We start from the raw sequence: 15,627 nt of genomic DNA on the forward strand, positions 1-15,627 counted from the left end.
AAACTAACAAGCAAACCCTTAGGATTAGAGTGCTAGAGCATCTTGTATGCTGTATAAGCCATTTTTTTGTTTTGTAATCCAATGTGCCATATCAAGCGCACCTTTAGCAAAAGTAAGTCGTGAAGTTGCATTATGAGTGAGTTCTAAATATTCACCATCAAGATAGAATCCTACGCTATGGCGTCCGCACACATCACCCCCACGTAAGCTCATCACAGCAATTTCACTCTCGCTTCGCTCTCCAATCATACCATTGCGCCCGCTGATGCGCACTTTATCTAGGTTTAGTCCTCTCGCATTTGCACAAGTTTGTGCCAAAGTCAATGCTGTGCCTGATGGAGCATCTTTTTTATGTCGGTGGTGAATCTCACAAATTTCTATATTACTCTCTTTTAAAGTCTGTGCTACAAGTGAAACAATTTTGTTAAGCACAGCTATACCTTTACTCATATTTGTAGCGTATAAAATAGGCATCGTATGTGAAGATTCTTCAATAAGATGATGAATGTCGTTATCAAGCCCGGTCGTGCCTATAACAAGTGGTGTAGGAGAAGTGATTGCTGCTTCAAGCAAAGCCTTTGTTGCTTCTGGTGAAGAAAAGTCAATAATCACATCACTTGATTCCAAAAAGATATGAAAATCACGTGTTACCATCGTGCTAGAAGGCAATGAATATTGCAATTCATTACGAACATATACGCTTGAAAGTGTGAATTGAGAATGATTTAAAATTTCTTCAATAAGGAGTCGCCCTACTCGCCCTGTCGCTCCAAAAATTCCTACTTTTAGCATATATCCTCCCTTAATTGAAGTCTTATATTTTACGCCAAGGATTCTATAAAAGAATCCTTAATAAAGCATATATAAGAACTCTCCTTATATAATTATTTATGCTCCAAATACGCAATGGCTTGTAATGCGGCAGTAGCACCATCTCCAGCAGCGCATACAACTTGCTTAGAAGCTTGTGTGCGCACATCACCAGCGGCAAAGAGACCGGGAATGTTTGTTTTCATTGATAAATCTACTTTGATACTTCCCCATTCATCACATTCACAAAGCATTGAACCATTTTCTTGCTTTAAAGTCGCAGTATTGACATCATAGCCTACAAAGATAAAAATACCCATTACAGGAATATCTTCAAGCGTATTAGAATCTATGTGTTTGATAAGCACACTCGTTACACCTGAGGCATCGCCTTTGATTTCCTCAACGACTGCAGGTGTGATAATGTGAATCTTATCATTTTTCTTTACATGCTCGATTGTAGAGGGTGCAGCGCGGAATTCATTTCTTCTATGCACCAAATGCACCTTAGAACAAATACGGCTTAAATACACTGCCTCTTCAAGTGCAGTATCACCTCCACCTAGCACAACAACCTCTTGGTCTTTGTAAAAAAAGCCATCACAAGTGGCACAAGTGCTAATGCCTCTTCCCCAAAATTCGCTTTCACCCTTAAGGTTTGCTTTCTTTGGACTACCTCCAGCACAAAAAATAACTGCTTTTGCTTCTTCACTTTTGCCACCAGCAAGAGAAATAATAAATATATCTCCTTTTTTACTTACACGCGTTACTTCACTCATCTCGTGGCGCAAACCAAAACGGAAACATTGCTCTTGCCAAGGTTGCATAAACTCCATACCACTTACAATATCTTTCACACCCGGATAATTTTCTATTTCACTACTTCCTGTAATTTGTCCGCCAGGCATTCCTTTTTCAAAAAGCACTACATTTTTAATACCACCTCTTGTAGCATATAGCCCTGCTGTAAGTCCAGCAGGACCACCACCGATTATTGCTAAATCAATCATTGTAACTCCTTTTCTAAATTATAAAAATTATCCATTATTAAAAACTATTAATTTAACAAAAGAGTAAATATAAGAATCTTTACTTCATTTTAATAAAATTTGTTAAAAGCTTTAATCCAACCTCGTGGCTTTTTTCGGGGTGAGCTTGAATTCCAAATAAATTATCTTTACTCACAATAGCACCAAAAGGATACCCATATTCACAATAGGCGAGTATCAACTCTTCTTTTGCCTTTATGTGAAAACTATGCACAAAATAAAAAAAGCTTTTGTCATTAATACCAACAAAAAGTGGTGAATGTGCAGCATTGTGTGTAAAAATACAACTATTCCAACCAATATGTGGCACTTTAAGAGGTGCAATTTTTGAAAATTCAACAACTTCACCCTCCACAAGCTTAAGCCCGCTATGCTCACCAAATTCAAAGCTTTTTTCAAAAAGTAGTTGCATACCAAGGCAGATTCCAAGCAAATATTTGCCACTTTGAGCAAATTCAATCACTGCCTCATCTAAGCCTGTGCGTTGCAAATGCTCCATTGCATTGCCAAATGCCCCCACACCAGGAAGCAAGAGCTTATCATAATCTTTAAGATTATCAGGTGAAGATTCTATATGCACTTCAAAATCATTTACAGAATCCACATTGTGAGTGCGGATAAAATTAAAGGCATTTTGCACACTCCCTAAATTGCCCACACCATAATCAATAATACCTACTTTAATCACTTGAAAGTCCTTTTAACCAATCTGCATTACGCGCAATAACATTATCACATTTTTGCAATAAGCTATCGCGTATAGATTCCAAATCCTCACAACTTAGCACATTCATCACCGCAAAAGAAAGATGAGTGTGTGAAGAAGCTGGGATAGTATTGAGTAAAGATTCAATCTCTGCAATAAGTGCATCTTTTGAAGTAATCTCGCCATTTTTGCTCACATAAGAATCCATATCTTTCCTTTTTGTTTATATATCTTTAGGCATATCGCAAGTTTTCATATATGCACTGATATGTCGTTGTAATGCAGTGGTAAAAATATGAGAATAAGGCTTATCAGCAGGCAGTTTTTCACAAAAAGTTTGCAATCTCTCATAATAATCTGCCTCTGTGATATGTCCTTTTAATAACTCATACTTAAGGTAAAGCCAATAGGTATTAAGCACATCACTATGGCAGTAATGATTGATACACATTAAGGCTTTGATTTTAGATTCTCTCATCGCATTAGAATCTGCAGAATCTTTTTCTTGCCCTATCTCTTCTTTAAAAATCTCATCACTACATAGATAAGTTTCAAACACCTGCTCACCATTCATATCATATTTACCCACCAAATCAAGCATTTGGCAGAGATTATTCAAAGTGAGTGTGCGCACCGCTCCAAACTGCCCTAAACTATCAAGCAAATCAATATGAAAGCTCTCACTATATCTCTGGCGATAATTCTCCCATTTGGTTTTATTATGTGCGGGATTATCTTGCTCATAATATGCCCACGCACTTATGTCATAGCGCATAGCACGCAAAAGTAAAGTAGGTATATCAAAACATCTCCCATTGAAGCTTATAAGTTTTGGGTTATTTTTATTAAAAAAATGCCAAAATTCACTTAAAAGTGTTTTTTCTAAAGTATCTAAAAAATCTTGTCCTAAAAAATCATTTGGCACATTATCGCCTGTAAGGGAATCTTGCCCCTCATCTTTTATATCCTTAGAGAGAGTATTAAAAAAATGTGTGCCAAAGTGTCCTACTTTGACGAATCGTCCAAATTCATCACATATCACGCTAGAAATACTTATCACACGATGAAAACAAGGTGAGAGAAATTCGCTACCACTTTTCTCATATTGTGCAGCAAATGCTGCCTGTGTAATCTCTAAAGGCGAACCATCATAGCCAAAAGTGCGCTTGAGGAGATGAAAATCAGGAATTGTTTCAATATCAAAGACACATATCATTTCATTGCCTTCTTACAAAATCTAGCTACAATATTACCAAAATTTACTAACAAGGACAGAGTATGTATGCGTTATTAAGCGTAAGTGATAAAGAAGGTATTGTCGAGTTTGCAAAGGATTTGGTGGCTTTGGATTATAAGATTCTAAGCACAGGTGGGACATTAAGCCTTTTGCAAAAGGCACAAATAAAGGCTATTGATGTGAGTGATTTTACACAAAGTCCAGAGATGTTTGATGGGCGTGTAAAAACCTTGCACCCTAAAATTCACGGAGGGATTTTGTATCGAAGAGATAATGCACAAGATATAGCCACAGCTCAAGCAAATCATATAGAATCTATTGATATAGTATGTGTCAATCTTTATCCTTTTAAACAAACTATTGAACGCACTGATGATTTTAACGAGATTATTGAAAATATTGATATTGGCGGTCCAACTCTCGTGCGTGCTGCGGCAAAAAACTATGCAAATGTGCTTATTGTTACTGATAAAAATGACTACAAACCCATTATAGAATCTTTACGCAATGGGCAAAATACGCTGGAGCTACGCAAAGAAATGATGATAAAGGCTTACTCACATACCGCAAGCTATGATGCAATGATTGCAAATTATATGAATAAGCGATTTAAGCAGGGCTTTGGGGAACATTTCTTTATTCAAGGACAAAAGATTATGCAAACGCGCTATGGTGAGAATCCCCACCAAAAAGGCGCACTCTATGGATTTGGCACATTTTGGCAAGAACAATTTATTATCAAAAAGGGTGAAGCAAGTTTTAATAATCTCAATGATATGAATGCGGCGATTAAAATCGCTACAAGCTTTGGTAAAGAAGCAAATGCAGTATGTATCGTAAAACACGCCAATCCTTGCGGCTTTGCACTTAAAGATTCACTTTTATGCTCTTACAAAGCAGCTCTTGCTTGTGATAGCATAAGTGCTTATGGTGGTGTAGTGGCAGTAAATGGCATAGTGGATAAACCCTTAGCAGAAGAGATAAATAAGATTTTTGTAGAAGTGCTTATTGCTGGAGACATTACAGATGAGGCACTCAAGATTTTTGAAAGCAAAAAGCGTATGAAAATCTTTACACAAAATGATAAGGCTTTAAGTCTGCCTTGTGATATGTATGATTTTAAGCACATACAGGGAGGATTCTTGCTTCAAGAGAGTGATAGAGTAAATGAAAGTGAGATAGAAAACGCCACACTTGTAAGCCAAAAGACACCGAGTGAAACGCAAAAAAATGACCTCAAAATAGCTTATATAATTGCGGCACTTACAAAGTCAAATTGCGTAGCTTATGTTAAAGATGGCGCACTTGTAGGTATCGGTATGGGAATGACAAGTCGCGTTGATGCAACAAGGGCAGCAATGGCAAAAGCAAAAGATATGAATCTTGACTTGCAAGGCTGTGTATGCGCTTCTGAAGCATTTTTTCCATTCCGTGATAGTATAGATATAGCTCATCAATATGGCGTGAGTGCGATTATACAGCCTGGAGGAAGTATCCGCGATGATGAAGTGATAGCAGCGTGTAATGAATATAATATGGCGATGTATTTCACACACACAAGGCATTTTTTGCACTAAAATTTTTATTTTTTATTGCTGTTACTTTTTGTAAAATATTAGAAATAATATCTTTAAAATTTAAAAAATATTTTTCTTTGGTATATAGAAAATCTCAAGCACCACTCTTATTTTAGATGTGGTGCAATTACAACAAAGCAAAATTGAATTTGGTTAAAGAAGTTAAGAATCCTACTAAACCTCAAGCCTCCTTAATTTAGGAGGGATAGAGACTTGAGATGATTTAAAATGAGGATTAAAGCTTATCAGCGTTTTTAGCAAGATAATCTGCTACACCTTTTGCATCAGGCTTCATACCTGCATCACCTTTATTCCAACCTGCTGGGCATACTTCACCGTGTTCTTCAACAAATAGCATTGCATCTACCATACGAATCATTTCATCAACATTACGTCCAAGTGGTAAATCATTAATCACCGCGTGGCGCACTACTTTGTTCTTATCAATCAAAAAGCTACCGCGAAGTGCTACTGCGCCATTGAAAAGCACATCATAATCACGAGAAATTTGTTTTGTAATATCAGATACCATAGGAAATTCTACTGCGCCAATCCCACCTTCATTCACAGGGACATTTCTCCACGCAAAATGCACTTCTTTAGAATCTATTGATACACCTATTACATTTACGCCACGCTCTTTAAAATCTTTTACACGTTTGCTGAATGCAATAATTTCGCTTGGGCATACAAAAGTAAAATCTTTAGGCCAAAAGAAAACTACTGCACCATTTTTGCCAAGATTTTGATAAAGGCTAAAGCTATTTTCAAAAGTGCCATCTGCCTTTACTGCCTCTGCTGTAAAATCTGGTGCTGGTTTTGTAACTAACATATTAACTCCTTAATAAAAAAAATTATTAATAACAAATTGTTATTATAATGCTATTTTAATATGCAGAAGTAACTCAATAGTAACAAAAAATTATTTTACTAAAAATACACTCTTATTTTTGCCCATACACTGCGTCCGGGTTCATAGATTCTCGTTGTAGGTGGAATGTCTAATGCTCCATTTTTAGAGAGATGATACGCATAAAGTGTATTGGTGAGATTATCTACTCCCGCAAGAAACATAAAATATTTATGCTTATAGCCTCCATAGAGATTAAGTGTTACAAATCCTTTAGAATTTCCATAGTCTCTACCTATGACATTACCATAATTAAGTGCATATCTATGTTGGGCTGCATTAGCAAACATATCAAGCCTTAAAAGCCAATTACCATAATTGTAAAAACTTGAGAGTTGTGCCTGAAGTGGAGCAATCTGTGGAAGTGCCGACTTAGCCTTATATTCCCCTATACTAAGGAGATTCTGTGCATAAGTATAGGCAAGTGAGCCATAAAAGTGCAAACTATCCCACATAATATATTCTGCCTCTACTTCTCCACCTGTAAGAAAAGCATCGGTATTAAAAGCACGTGCTGTTGTTGGAATATAGTTAATTAAAATATAATTTGCCATATGTGAAGCATACGCAGAAACTTTGGCATTAAAAGATGTGTTTTTTACCACAAGTCCCACATCAAACTGGGTATTTGTCTCTGGTGAAAGATTCATACCATTATCTTTACTTCGTTCCCAAAAATCCGCTCCTCTTTGTGCTACACCTAATCCCGCATATAATGTAGATTTGTCTAAATAATGCTCATATCGCACAAAGCCACTTGCAAGGTTATTTTTATCCTCTGCTGCACTTCGTGCTGCTAGCTGTTTTTGTTCTGTTATAAGATAATCATATCTTGCCCCAAAGGCTATACCAAAATTTGATTGTGAATGATATTGCCCTTGTGTAAAAAAACCTAGATTTTTGAAAGTAAAATTTGGGTTATATTTTTGATTAAGTATAGCATTTGCTGCAGATTCTGAATTTTGCGCTCCACTTGTGCGAATCTCGTGTGAATCGTGGTTATAATTACTCCCCACATAGAGTTCTACTCTCTCTCCAAAATAAAATCTCCCCTCTATCTTACCACCTGTATTTGTGCGTTTTGGATTACTCAACATAAAGTTAGCACTAACAGGGCGATGTGAAAAATTATCCATAATATGGTCTATGGCATTGTGCCAAACTCGCATATCAAGCCTATCAAAAGTATCATTAATATGCTGCTGCAAAGCAAAATTGTATGATGTCCTATCAAATGTTCGAGCGTCCATTGTCCTATCCGCATAGGAGGCATTTCCGCGTCCCAAATCTACATCAAACTCGATAGCCGTGCTTGAGGTAGGTGTAAGTGTGCCTATAAGGCTTACAGATTCTCTTTTATAAGCTGAATGCACGATTGCATCATCTCCAGTTTTATAATCATCACTCCTATAACTTGAAGCAACAACCTGCAATGAGCCATATTTTCCTCCAGCTAAAGCACTTGCATTCATATCTAATCGCCCAAAACTCCCATATAAAGCACTTGCATCAGCATTAAAACTGCCTTTTTGAAGGCGTGTTATATCTCGCTCAAATAATACTCCGCCTCCAATAAGCGCACCATAACGCACATCTTGAGGACCCTTTAATATACTGATACGATTATAATTTTCGGGAAAAACATAAGTGATTGTTGTATCCATACGCCCACCACAAGCACCATTAAGATTCCCACCACTTATAAAAATTGGTAGTCTTGAAGCACCCTGTGAGCGATAAAATATTTCACTCCCTCCGCCACCTTTACGCGTCATTGAGAATCCCGGAAACAAAAGCATAGACTTAGCTACATCGCCTGAATGTAATGGTGTATCTTTACCATACATATCCACATTTAAAGGAGATTCTAAGATGTCTTTAGCATATGTGGCTGTTACAACTGATGTGGGGAGAACACGTCTTTTTGTCTGTTCCCTATTTTCTTCCTCTGCATACAAAGTGCTTTGTGCTAGAAATATCCCACATACACACAACCACTTATATTTTAACAAATCCATAAAAACCCTCCTCAAAAATTAATGTTTATCTTATAATATAATATATTTTAAGAATTGTCTTGGGATTGTTTTTTTTTTTTTTGAAATAAGAAATTGTGTAAAAAATAAACAAAAATGCAAAATACATATTGTAATATTAAATATTTGTGCTAAAATCTCACATAAATTTTAAATTACAAGGTGAGTTTATGAAAAAATCATTTCTTTTTACTTCAGAATCTGTAACCGAAGGACACCCAGACAAAATGGCTGACCAAATCAGTGATGCAGTGCTTGATTATATCATTGAACGTGATAAAAAAGCACGTGTAGCGTGTGAAACATTAGTAAGCAATGGTTTTTGCGTAATTGCAGGGGAACTTAAAACTCATATCTACGCACCTATGCAAGAAATTGCACGAAAAGTTGTGCAAGAAATTGGCTATACTGACGCCCTTTATGGCTTTGATTATCGCTCTGCAGCTGTTCTTAATGGTATTGGTGAGCAAAGCCCAGATATTAATCAAGGCGTAGATAGAGACGATGGCGAGATTGGCGCAGGCGACCAAGGGCTAATGTTTGGCTATGCGTGTAGAGAAACACCTTCTCTTATGCCTCTGCCTATTTGGCTCTCTCATCGTCTTACAGAGGGTTTAGCAGCAAAACGCAAGGACGGCACTCTGCCATTTTTACGCCCCGATGGCAAAAGCCAAGTTACCGTGCGCTATGAAAATGGCAAACCTGTAAGCATCGATACGATTGTTATTTCTACACAACATAGTCCAGAAACACAACAAACTCATTTAAAAGATGCAGTCATTGAAGAGATTGTGCAAAAAGTGCTTCCAAAGGAATATCTAAATGACAATATCCGCTACTTTGTGAATCCCACAGGCAAATTTGTTATTGGAGGACCACAAGGTGATGCAGGTTTAACAGGACGCAAAATTATTGTAGATACTTATGGTGGGAGCTGTCCGCACGGTGGTGGTGCATTTAGTGGTAAAGACCCAAGCAAAGTGGATAGAAGTGCAGCTTATGCAGCGCGTTATGTCGCTAAGAATCTTGTAGCAAGCGGCGTTTGTGATAAAGCCACCGTGCAAGTAGCCTATGCTATTGGGGTGGTAGAGCCTGTTTCAATTTTAGTAGATTCACACGGCACAGGAAAAGTTGAAGATTCTAAACTTACTGAATGCGTGAAAAATGTATTCCGCCTCACGCCAAAAGGCATTATAGAATCTTTAGATTTATTGCGCCCTATCTATCGTCAAACCGCAGCCTATGGACATTTTGGAAGAGAATTGCCAGACTTTACTTGGGAAAAAACTGATAAGGTAGAGGCGATTAAGGATTTTTGCGGATTATAGAATCTTGCTTGATTCTATAAAGCTAGGTTATTTAGAATAATCACTAACTAAAAATCAAAGCGGATTTCTGCCCTTGTCTTCCCATAAGTAACATCACCTAAATATTGCGCATAGAAGAAGTTAGCCTTAAGTTTATTATTAAACGCATAGCTTAAAGATGGGGCTAATTCAAAGAATTTAATACCCTTAGCATTTGTAGCCAAATCAGGGATTTTTGCTACATCAAGATAGGCATAATTGTTATCCCCAGCTACATAACTTAAATCAAACCCTATTTTTAGAGGCTCTGTAATCTTCAATTCTGCGGCTACATAGCCAACCATAATACTCGTCCCCTCTCTTCCACCAGAGCCTAGAATACTAAAACCTTCGCTTGAAGAATTAAGATTATTATTCCAAGTTTTACCTGCGATATTAAGCCCTGCCTTAGAGGCTAAAAGCACCCCATAGCCATCGCCAAAACTTCCTAAATAGCCTAGTTTTGCACTAAAGCCTCCAAACTTTGCACCTAGCTGAATATTATATATCCCTCGATTTTTTGCAAAATTATTATTATCAAATCCGCCATAGACAGGAAATGTATTCGTATTCTCCCAAGCATTTATAGTGCTGCTAGTAGCATTACCTGTCGCGCTTATTTGCCAATAAGGCGTAGAGTTAAGCTTCGCTCCTGCCCCTTGTGCTAAAATATACACAGATTTTCCCAAATCAAGCCTTAATTCCCCAAAGGCTAACACATCAAAAAGTCCTATGGCATTCCCTACACTCACATCTACGCTAAACAAATCAGCAATCTTATTGTTTTTTGGAGTTTTGAGATGAACAAGTGTAAGATTATTCCCCATTCCCCAAGATGTATTCGCAGGAGCAGAACCAGCTAAAGGCTTATTATTCATCGCATTAAATGCGTAAGCAAAGTTATTTGTAGCCCAACTATCATAAAAAGCAATGCCAAATTCTACTGAAGAAAATTTCAAGCTTCCCCTTGCTCCTAAACCCACATCAGTATCCTTTTCAGTAAATAATGTAATAAGATTCATTCTTCCCACATCTGCAGAAAACTTTACAGAATCTGTGATGATATTTTTACTCGCATAAAGTTGTGCAACTGCGAATCTATCGGGGAATTGATTATGTGCAGCAATGGCTTGACTCCCTTGTATATCTCCATTTGTTATAGAACTACTCTTTGGCGTGCTTGAACCTTGATTTAAGTATAGCCCAGTAGTTAGGGAATATCCATTAATTTCCTCGCTTTTGGCATCAATTTTAAAACGATAATGCCATCTATCGCCATAGCCATTTACCCCATTTGCACCAGAATATCTTGCAAAAGCAAAGCCTTTAAATTCTAATCCCTCAAGCCAGCTTTTTACCTCATCAGCAGCAAAAACACTCGTTGCAAGTATCAAAATACAACCTAATTGTTTTTTCATTTTTTCTCCTTAAGAACATTTTGTCATTTATGGGCATATTTAATGTTATATATTATCATATATAACTAAATCTACCCATAAATATAATAAACTACTCCCGAGCTCAAGTGCAAAATTAATAAATGTCATCTCCTCTCACGACGTAGAAATATAGAATCTAAAATTCCATTCTCATTAATATGTTAATATAACATATGCAGGAAATATCTAAAATCTATCTTGATAATGTAGCGGGGATTTTACCCCGCCGATATGGGCTAAAAGTAGGCAAGACTTTTTTATATGGCGCACCAAGCACAGGAAAGAGTGCAATAGCACTGCTGCACGCTAGTGCATACAAAAAATGTCTTTATATTAATTGCGCGGATTGTCGCACAGATATAGAATCTGCCAATGCACTCATTCTTAAAACCCATCTTGAGCGCACAATTGAACTTTTGATTGTGGATAATTACACACCACTTATCTCTTTACCTAACCTCCCACATATTATTCTTATTGCCCCCTCACCTCTACATTGCCCAAATGGTTTTAGTTTAAAGCATATACGCGCATTAAGTTTTGAAGAATATGTGGGTTTTGATAATAAAAATCTCTCTATTCATCACCTTTTTAATGCCTTCCTTAAAGAGGGAAACCTTGCTCACACGCTGCTCCTCCCGCCACATCTTAGAATCCCAAATAAACAAGAGATTCTAAAACTTGCATTATGGAATGATTTTGAGCTATTTTGTGCATTGCTCCCACTCCAAGCACAAAAGCTAAGCACATATCATATTTATAACATTCTCAAGAAATCACATAAAATTTCAAAAGACAGAATCTACCCGCTTTTACATACACTTGAAGAGAGGGGTATTATTTATTTTATCCCTCACATTTCACATAAACACAAAAAGCTTTATTTTTATGACTTTACTTTGCCTCTATGTGTGAGTAATGACAAAAATCTACAAGCTATGCTAGAAAATATGCTCCTTTTGGAGATTTTTAATTTCTGTGAGCGTTATAATGTAAGGGGACAGGTAAGCTATGGTGATATGGGAGAGTTTATATGTGATCTTGGTATATTTCTATTTCTGCCTTTTGCCACGCGTGAAAGCATAGAATCTAAACTTGCAAAATTCAAAACACCCTATCAACGCCTTTATATTATTACTTTTGATTATGAAGGCACAGGTTATACCTCACTTCAAGGGCAAACCATAGAATGGATAGCAATGAGTTTTATTAACTTTGCTCTTGAATTTACCCCCTAGCGCAATTATTCCTCATCATATTCTTCAGACATAGAATCAAGTGGGCGATGAAGCACGGATTCTAAAAATGTAGTCGCATAGCTCCCCTTTGGCAAACTAAAATGAAGCTCAAAATGTGCCTTTTGGTTTATATACTCTCCCTCTATATCCTCTGCCCACACCCACGCATATCGCCTTGTGCCACTTGTTTTTATTTGTTTATCAATAAATGGGGATTCACACAAGAGGGCATCTGTTTGCGCATAGATAAGCTTTTGCCCACAAAGTGCTCCCATTGGAGCTACATCTTTTTGCATAAAACGCATTGCTTCAATATTTGGCTCATCACAAATAAAAGTCTTGCCAAAAGGATAATGGCACATTACATCGCCCTTTAGAATCACAAAAGGTTGTTTTTGCGCTTGGAGTGCTTTAAGTGCTTGTATTTTCCACTCCTGTCCCAAAGCTTGAAGTGCAGGGTTTGATGAGTATCGCAAGGCTTTAAGTGCATCATTTGGGCTAAAGTTATGCACAATTTGTGAAAGTTCAACCCTCGCATTAAGCCACTCATTAAATAAATAGCTTTGATAGCTTGAGATAAGAAAATTACTCATTTTCTTATTTTTCATTTGCACTTGCTTATGCGCTAATGCTTTGCCACTTGTGAAATTATCACCATCTTTGCCAAAACGTTGCCCTCCAAAATAATTTGGGAATCCACTTTGACCAAGAGCAGCAAGAATAGAGTGAATCTTACTTGCACAAAGCGGAGTGCATTTTTTAAGGCGCACAAAAAAGCGATTACCTTTAAGATGCCCGATTTTAAGCTTATTGTGATGAGGCGTGATATGCAAAATCTTCACTTGTTTTTCTGCTAAGGCTTCAAAGGCGGATTCTAATCTAGGGAGCAAAGAGCGATGAATACTCAAATACTGATAAGTTGTCGCGGCTTTATCTTTTAATCCTGCATAGCCAATATCTCGCACCTTACAACCCAAAGTGCGAGAGAGTAGATTCAAAAGTTCAAAGGTGCTCAAAGCCTTTTTGCGCACATACACGAGACAATGCTCTCCACTCCCACTTGGCTCGTAAAGAGGAATTTCCTCAACGACAAAATCACGCACAGATGGCTTAAAATAACAATCACAAGGACTATGACTAAAGGGGTAGAGATTAAAAGGCATAGTTAAATAATCGTGCGTTTAATACTTGGAGACAAATGTGTAAGAATCTCATAGCTGATTGTCCCGAAAGCCTTAGCAATATCGCTTACATCATCAAAAACACAAATGCGTGGCTCATCACACAAGCACGAAAAACAATCCATTGAGGAGCGAGGTAGAATCTGATAGCCTTTAGCTGTATAAACCTTATGACGCTCACTCACACGAAAAAAACCATCGCCATAGCCAATATCATAGGTGCTAATGCGACTTGGATATTCTAAAGTCGTGCAGCCACTATATCCTATGCGCGCACCAGCATCTAAAGTGCGAGTTGATACTCTATCTGCATAGAGTGCAGCTACCTTGCGTAAATGTGGGCTTATAGGATTGCTAAAAGCCACATCTAAATACCCATACAAGGCAATACCTATACGCACCAAATCATCGCTAATTCCACGCTCACTTGCCATACGAATTGCTCCTGAAGAGCTAAGAGAATGGAATCGTGGCAAGGCAAAACCATATTTAATAGCTAATACTTTTACGCACTCTTTTATATCGGCAAACCTCTCTTGTGTGTGCGTAAATGCCTCATCAATATCATCGCCATAGCCATTATGAGAAAATACACCCACAAGCTCCAACCCACGCGCCAAAAGAGAAGTGATAAAATCCTCAATCTCACCAAGTTCTATGCCATTGCGATTCATACCAGCATTGACTTTAAGTTCTACCTTTGTGCCTTTGGGCAAAAGATTGATATGTTCTTTTTGATTAATTACAAAGGCAATATGTTGTGGAAAATCACCCTCTGGCATTCCATAAAGTGCTGTAATATGAGGGAAATATTCACTCACACGTAATGCTTCATTATAATTTTTAACAAACACACTTTTAATCCCACATTCACGTGCGAGTATGCTCATTTGTTCCAAGCCGTGTCCATAGGCATTATCTTTTAAAACTGCAGCAATTTCTACATCAGTGCCAATATGCGAAGATATGAGATGAAAATTATGTTTATAAGATTCAGAAGAAAGAGTGATTTCAGCCATTATTTAGAGAAGAAGATACAGGGGTAAATCCCCTGCACTATGGATTTATTTAGGAAGTTTAGAAATATAATCTGCTAATACCTCAATATCAGCATCACTTACGTTTGCCATTTGTCCATACATAATAGCCTTAGCACCGCCATTATCTTCAGTTTTTGCTTTGTAACCTTTAAGCTTTCTAAGCAAATCTTCTTTTGCCATACCAGCAATTGTTACATCACCTTTACTACCTGGAGCAATTTTTTTAGCATCAGGTCCGTGGCAAGCAATACATTTCTTAAACGCTGCAGGAGCGTCAGCAAACGCAAAACTAGCAAAGCCTAAAAGTCCAAGAATAAGCAACTTTTTCATATGTCATCCTTTTGTTGCGTAAGATTAAAAAGCAACTCTAAGATTCTATAACCTAAAACTTAAAGATTTTCTTAAATGGCTAAATTTTTACACGCGCACTTATTGCACGCGAAAGGGAGAGCTGGTCAATAGAATCTAACCCTATGCCTGTTGGCACTCCTTGAGCAATTTTACTAAAATGCACAGGAGAATGAATCTTGTCCTCAACATAAAGCATTATTGCCTCATTAGCTAAACTTGGCGAAAGCGCAAAAATCACCTCACGTATAGATTCGCTCTGAATTCTTTTATTAAGCAATGTAAAATCAATATGCTCTAGCTCCCCGCTTAAGACAAAATAACGTCCGTTAAATTCTCCCATTTCCTCAATTGTCAGCACATCTTGCGGACTTGCAACAATACACAACTCACCATTTTCCCGCTCACTTGTCGCACAAATCTCACATATTTCATTCTCACTTATGCAAAAGCATTTTTGACATCTCTGCACCACAAGTGCCGCATTTTCAATCGCGTGAGCTATGTTTAAGCCTAAAAATTTATTTTCCATACACAAAGCATACGCCATTTTATGCGCACTTTTTTTGCCAATAGTAGGGAGTTTTTCAAGTGCGGAAATAAGCTCATAAAATGCCTTAAGGCTGCTTTTGTAATGATTCATAACATAAAGCCTTTGTAGATTCTATTTAAGAATACAATCATAGCGCAAAAATTTAACTTCGCCTTAT

The 15,627-nt window shown here is 37.4% G+C and carries 15 protein-coding genes; 3 read left to right on the plus strand and 12 right to left on the minus strand.

Annotated elements, in window-relative coordinates:
* Window positions 1-24: 24 nt before the first annotated feature.
* From dapB to LS65_RS00325, 5 genes are all read right to left on the minus strand, one after another.
* The gene (gene dapB, locus LS65_RS00305) at window positions 25-792 is read right to left on the minus strand and encodes a 4-hydroxy-tetrahydrodipicolinate reductase (protein ID WP_034362764.1); all 768 of its coding nucleotides are present in this window, start codon (window positions 790-792) and stop codon (window positions 25-27) included.
* A 92-nt stretch (window positions 793-884) separates the two neighbouring features.
* Window positions 885-1,820, minus strand: a complete 936-nt coding sequence (gene trxB, locus LS65_RS00310) for a thioredoxin-disulfide reductase (RefSeq protein WP_034362763.1) — start codon at window positions 1,818-1,820, stop codon at window positions 885-887.
* Window positions 1,821-1,899: 79 nt separating this feature from the next.
* Window positions 1,900-2,547 carry an imidazole glycerol phosphate synthase subunit HisH gene (hisH, locus tag LS65_RS00315; protein ID WP_034362762.1) on the minus strand — a complete coding sequence of 216 codons (648 nt, stop codon included), beginning with the start codon at window positions 2,545-2,547 and terminating at the stop codon, window positions 1,900-1,902.
* Entirely contained in the window at window positions 2,540-2,773 is a 234-nt protein-coding gene (locus tag LS65_RS00320; protein WP_034362760.1) for a hypothetical protein, read from the minus strand. The genes hisH and LS65_RS00320 overlap by 8 nt, the downstream gene beginning before the upstream one ends.
* Window positions 2,774-2,788: 15 nt before the next feature.
* Entirely contained in the window at window positions 2,789-3,781 is a 993-nt protein-coding gene (locus LS65_RS00325; RefSeq protein ID WP_034362758.1) for a 3'-5' exonuclease, read from the minus strand.
* Window positions 3,782-3,843: 62 nt separating this feature from the next.
* On the opposite strand from LS65_RS00325, the gene purH reads away from it, so the two are divergent.
* Window positions 3,844-5,379 (plus strand): bifunctional phosphoribosylaminoimidazolecarboxamide formyltransferase/IMP cyclohydrolase, encoded by a 1,536-nt coding sequence (gene purH / locus LS65_RS00330; protein ID WP_034362756.1) that lies wholly within the window; start codon window positions 3,844-3,846, stop codon window positions 5,377-5,379.
* A gap of 235 nt (window positions 5,380-5,614) precedes the next feature.
* Here purH and LS65_RS00335 read toward each other — a convergent pair whose 3' ends face one another.
* Together LS65_RS00335 and LS65_RS00340 are read right to left on the minus strand one after the other, a co-directional pair.
* Entirely contained in the window at window positions 5,615-6,211 is a 597-nt protein-coding gene (locus LS65_RS00335) for a peroxiredoxin (RefSeq protein ID WP_034362754.1), read from the minus strand.
* A gap of 98 nt (window positions 6,212-6,309) precedes the next feature.
* Window positions 6,310-8,307 carry a TonB-dependent receptor domain-containing protein gene (locus LS65_RS00340; RefSeq protein WP_201274294.1) on the minus strand — a complete coding sequence of 666 codons (1,998 nt, stop codon included), beginning with the start codon at window positions 8,305-8,307 and terminating at the stop codon, window positions 6,310-6,312.
* Window positions 8,308-8,495: 188 nt separating this feature from the next.
* Between LS65_RS00340 and metK the strand changes: the two genes are divergently transcribed.
* The gene (gene metK / locus LS65_RS00345) at window positions 8,496-9,653 is read left to right on the plus strand and encodes a methionine adenosyltransferase (protein ID WP_034362751.1); all 1,158 of its coding nucleotides are present in this window, start codon (window positions 8,496-8,498) and stop codon (window positions 9,651-9,653) included.
* Window positions 9,654-9,700: 47 nt separating this feature from the next.
* Here the strand turns inward: metK and LS65_RS00350 are convergent, their stop codons facing one another.
* Window positions 9,701-11,089, minus strand: a complete 1,389-nt coding sequence (locus LS65_RS00350; RefSeq protein WP_034362749.1) for a hypothetical protein — start codon at window positions 11,087-11,089, stop codon at window positions 9,701-9,703.
* Window positions 11,090-11,283: 194 nt separating this feature from the next.
* Here LS65_RS00350 and LS65_RS00355 point away from each other — a divergent pair, with 194 nt between their 5' ends.
* Window positions 11,284-12,348, plus strand: coding sequence for an ATP-binding protein (locus LS65_RS00355; RefSeq protein WP_034362743.1), 1,065 nt, complete (start codon window positions 11,284-11,286; stop codon window positions 12,346-12,348).
* A gap of 5 nt (window positions 12,349-12,353) precedes the next feature.
* On the opposite strand, the gene truD is transcribed toward LS65_RS00355, so the two are convergent.
* From truD to recR, 4 genes are all read right to left on the minus strand, one after another.
* Window positions 12,354-13,511, minus strand: coding sequence for a tRNA pseudouridine(13) synthase TruD (truD, locus tag LS65_RS00360; RefSeq protein ID WP_084707951.1), 1,158 nt, complete (start codon window positions 13,509-13,511; stop codon window positions 12,354-12,356).
* Between the two features lie 2 nt (window positions 13,512-13,513).
* On the minus strand, window positions 13,514-14,548 hold the full coding sequence (locus LS65_RS00365; protein WP_034362739.1) for an alanine racemase: 1,035 nt from the start codon (window positions 14,546-14,548) through the stop codon (window positions 13,514-13,516).
* A 45-nt stretch (window positions 14,549-14,593) separates the two neighbouring features.
* The gene (locus LS65_RS00370; protein WP_034362736.1) at window positions 14,594-14,899 is read right to left on the minus strand and encodes a c-type cytochrome; all 306 of its coding nucleotides are present in this window, start codon (window positions 14,897-14,899) and stop codon (window positions 14,594-14,596) included.
* Window positions 14,900-14,978: 79 nt separating this feature from the next.
* The gene (gene recR / locus LS65_RS00375) at window positions 14,979-15,560 is read right to left on the minus strand and encodes a recombination mediator RecR (RefSeq protein WP_034362734.1); all 582 of its coding nucleotides are present in this window, start codon (window positions 15,558-15,560) and stop codon (window positions 14,979-14,981) included.
* Window positions 15,561-15,627: the final 67 nt, after the last annotated feature.

Source organism: Helicobacter japonicus (assembly GCF_000762845.2).
Taxonomy (GTDB): domain Bacteria; phylum Campylobacterota; class Campylobacteria; order Campylobacterales; family Helicobacteraceae; genus Helicobacter_C; species Helicobacter_C japonicus.

What these genes read in the sequence shown, in the direction of transcription:
- LS65_RS00325 (WP_034362758.1), bottom strand. Translation starts at nt 3,781, where the DNA reads ATGATATGTGTCTTTGATATTGAAACAATTCCTGATTTTCATCTCCTC.
- LS65_RS00340 (WP_201274294.1), bottom strand. Translation starts at nt 8,307, where the DNA reads ATGGATTTGTTAAAATATAAGTGGTTGTGTGTATGTGGGATATTTCTA.
- LS65_RS00355 (WP_034362743.1), top strand. Translation starts at nt 11,284, where the DNA reads ATGCAGGAAATATCTAAAATCTATCTTGATAATGTAGCGGGGATTTTA.
- recR (WP_034362734.1), bottom strand. Translation starts at nt 15,560, where the DNA reads ATGAATCATTACAAAAGCAGCCTTAAGGCATTTTATGAGCTTATTTCC.
- LS65_RS00365 (WP_034362739.1), bottom strand. Translation starts at nt 14,548, where the DNA reads ATGGCTGAAATCACTCTTTCTTCTGAATCTTATAAACATAATTTTCAT.
- LS65_RS00370 (WP_034362736.1), bottom strand. Translation starts at nt 14,899, where the DNA reads ATGAAAAAGTTGCTTATTCTTGGACTTTTAGGCTTTGCTAGTTTTGCG.
- LS65_RS00320 (WP_034362760.1), bottom strand. Translation starts at nt 2,773, where the DNA reads ATGGATTCTTATGTGAGCAAAAATGGCGAGATTACTTCAAAAGATGCA.
- truD (WP_084707951.1), bottom strand. Translation starts at nt 13,511, where the DNA reads ATGCCTTTTAATCTCTACCCCTTTAGTCATAGTCCTTGTGATTGTTAT.
- LS65_RS00335 (WP_034362754.1), bottom strand. Translation starts at nt 6,211, where the DNA reads ATGTTAGTTACAAAACCAGCACCAGATTTTACAGCAGAGGCAGTAAAG.
- trxB (WP_034362763.1), bottom strand. Translation starts at nt 1,820, where the DNA reads ATGATTGATTTAGCAATAATCGGTGGTGGTCCTGCTGGACTTACAGCA.
- LS65_RS00350 (WP_034362749.1), bottom strand. Translation starts at nt 11,089, where the DNA reads ATGAAAAAACAATTAGGTTGTATTTTGATACTTGCAACGAGTGTTTTT.
- dapB (WP_034362764.1), bottom strand. Translation starts at nt 792, where the DNA reads ATGCTAAAAGTAGGAATTTTTGGAGCGACAGGGCGAGTAGGGCGACTC.
- metK (WP_034362751.1), top strand. Translation starts at nt 8,496, where the DNA reads ATGAAAAAATCATTTCTTTTTACTTCAGAATCTGTAACCGAAGGACAC.
- purH (WP_034362756.1), top strand. Translation starts at nt 3,844, where the DNA reads ATGTATGCGTTATTAAGCGTAAGTGATAAAGAAGGTATTGTCGAGTTT.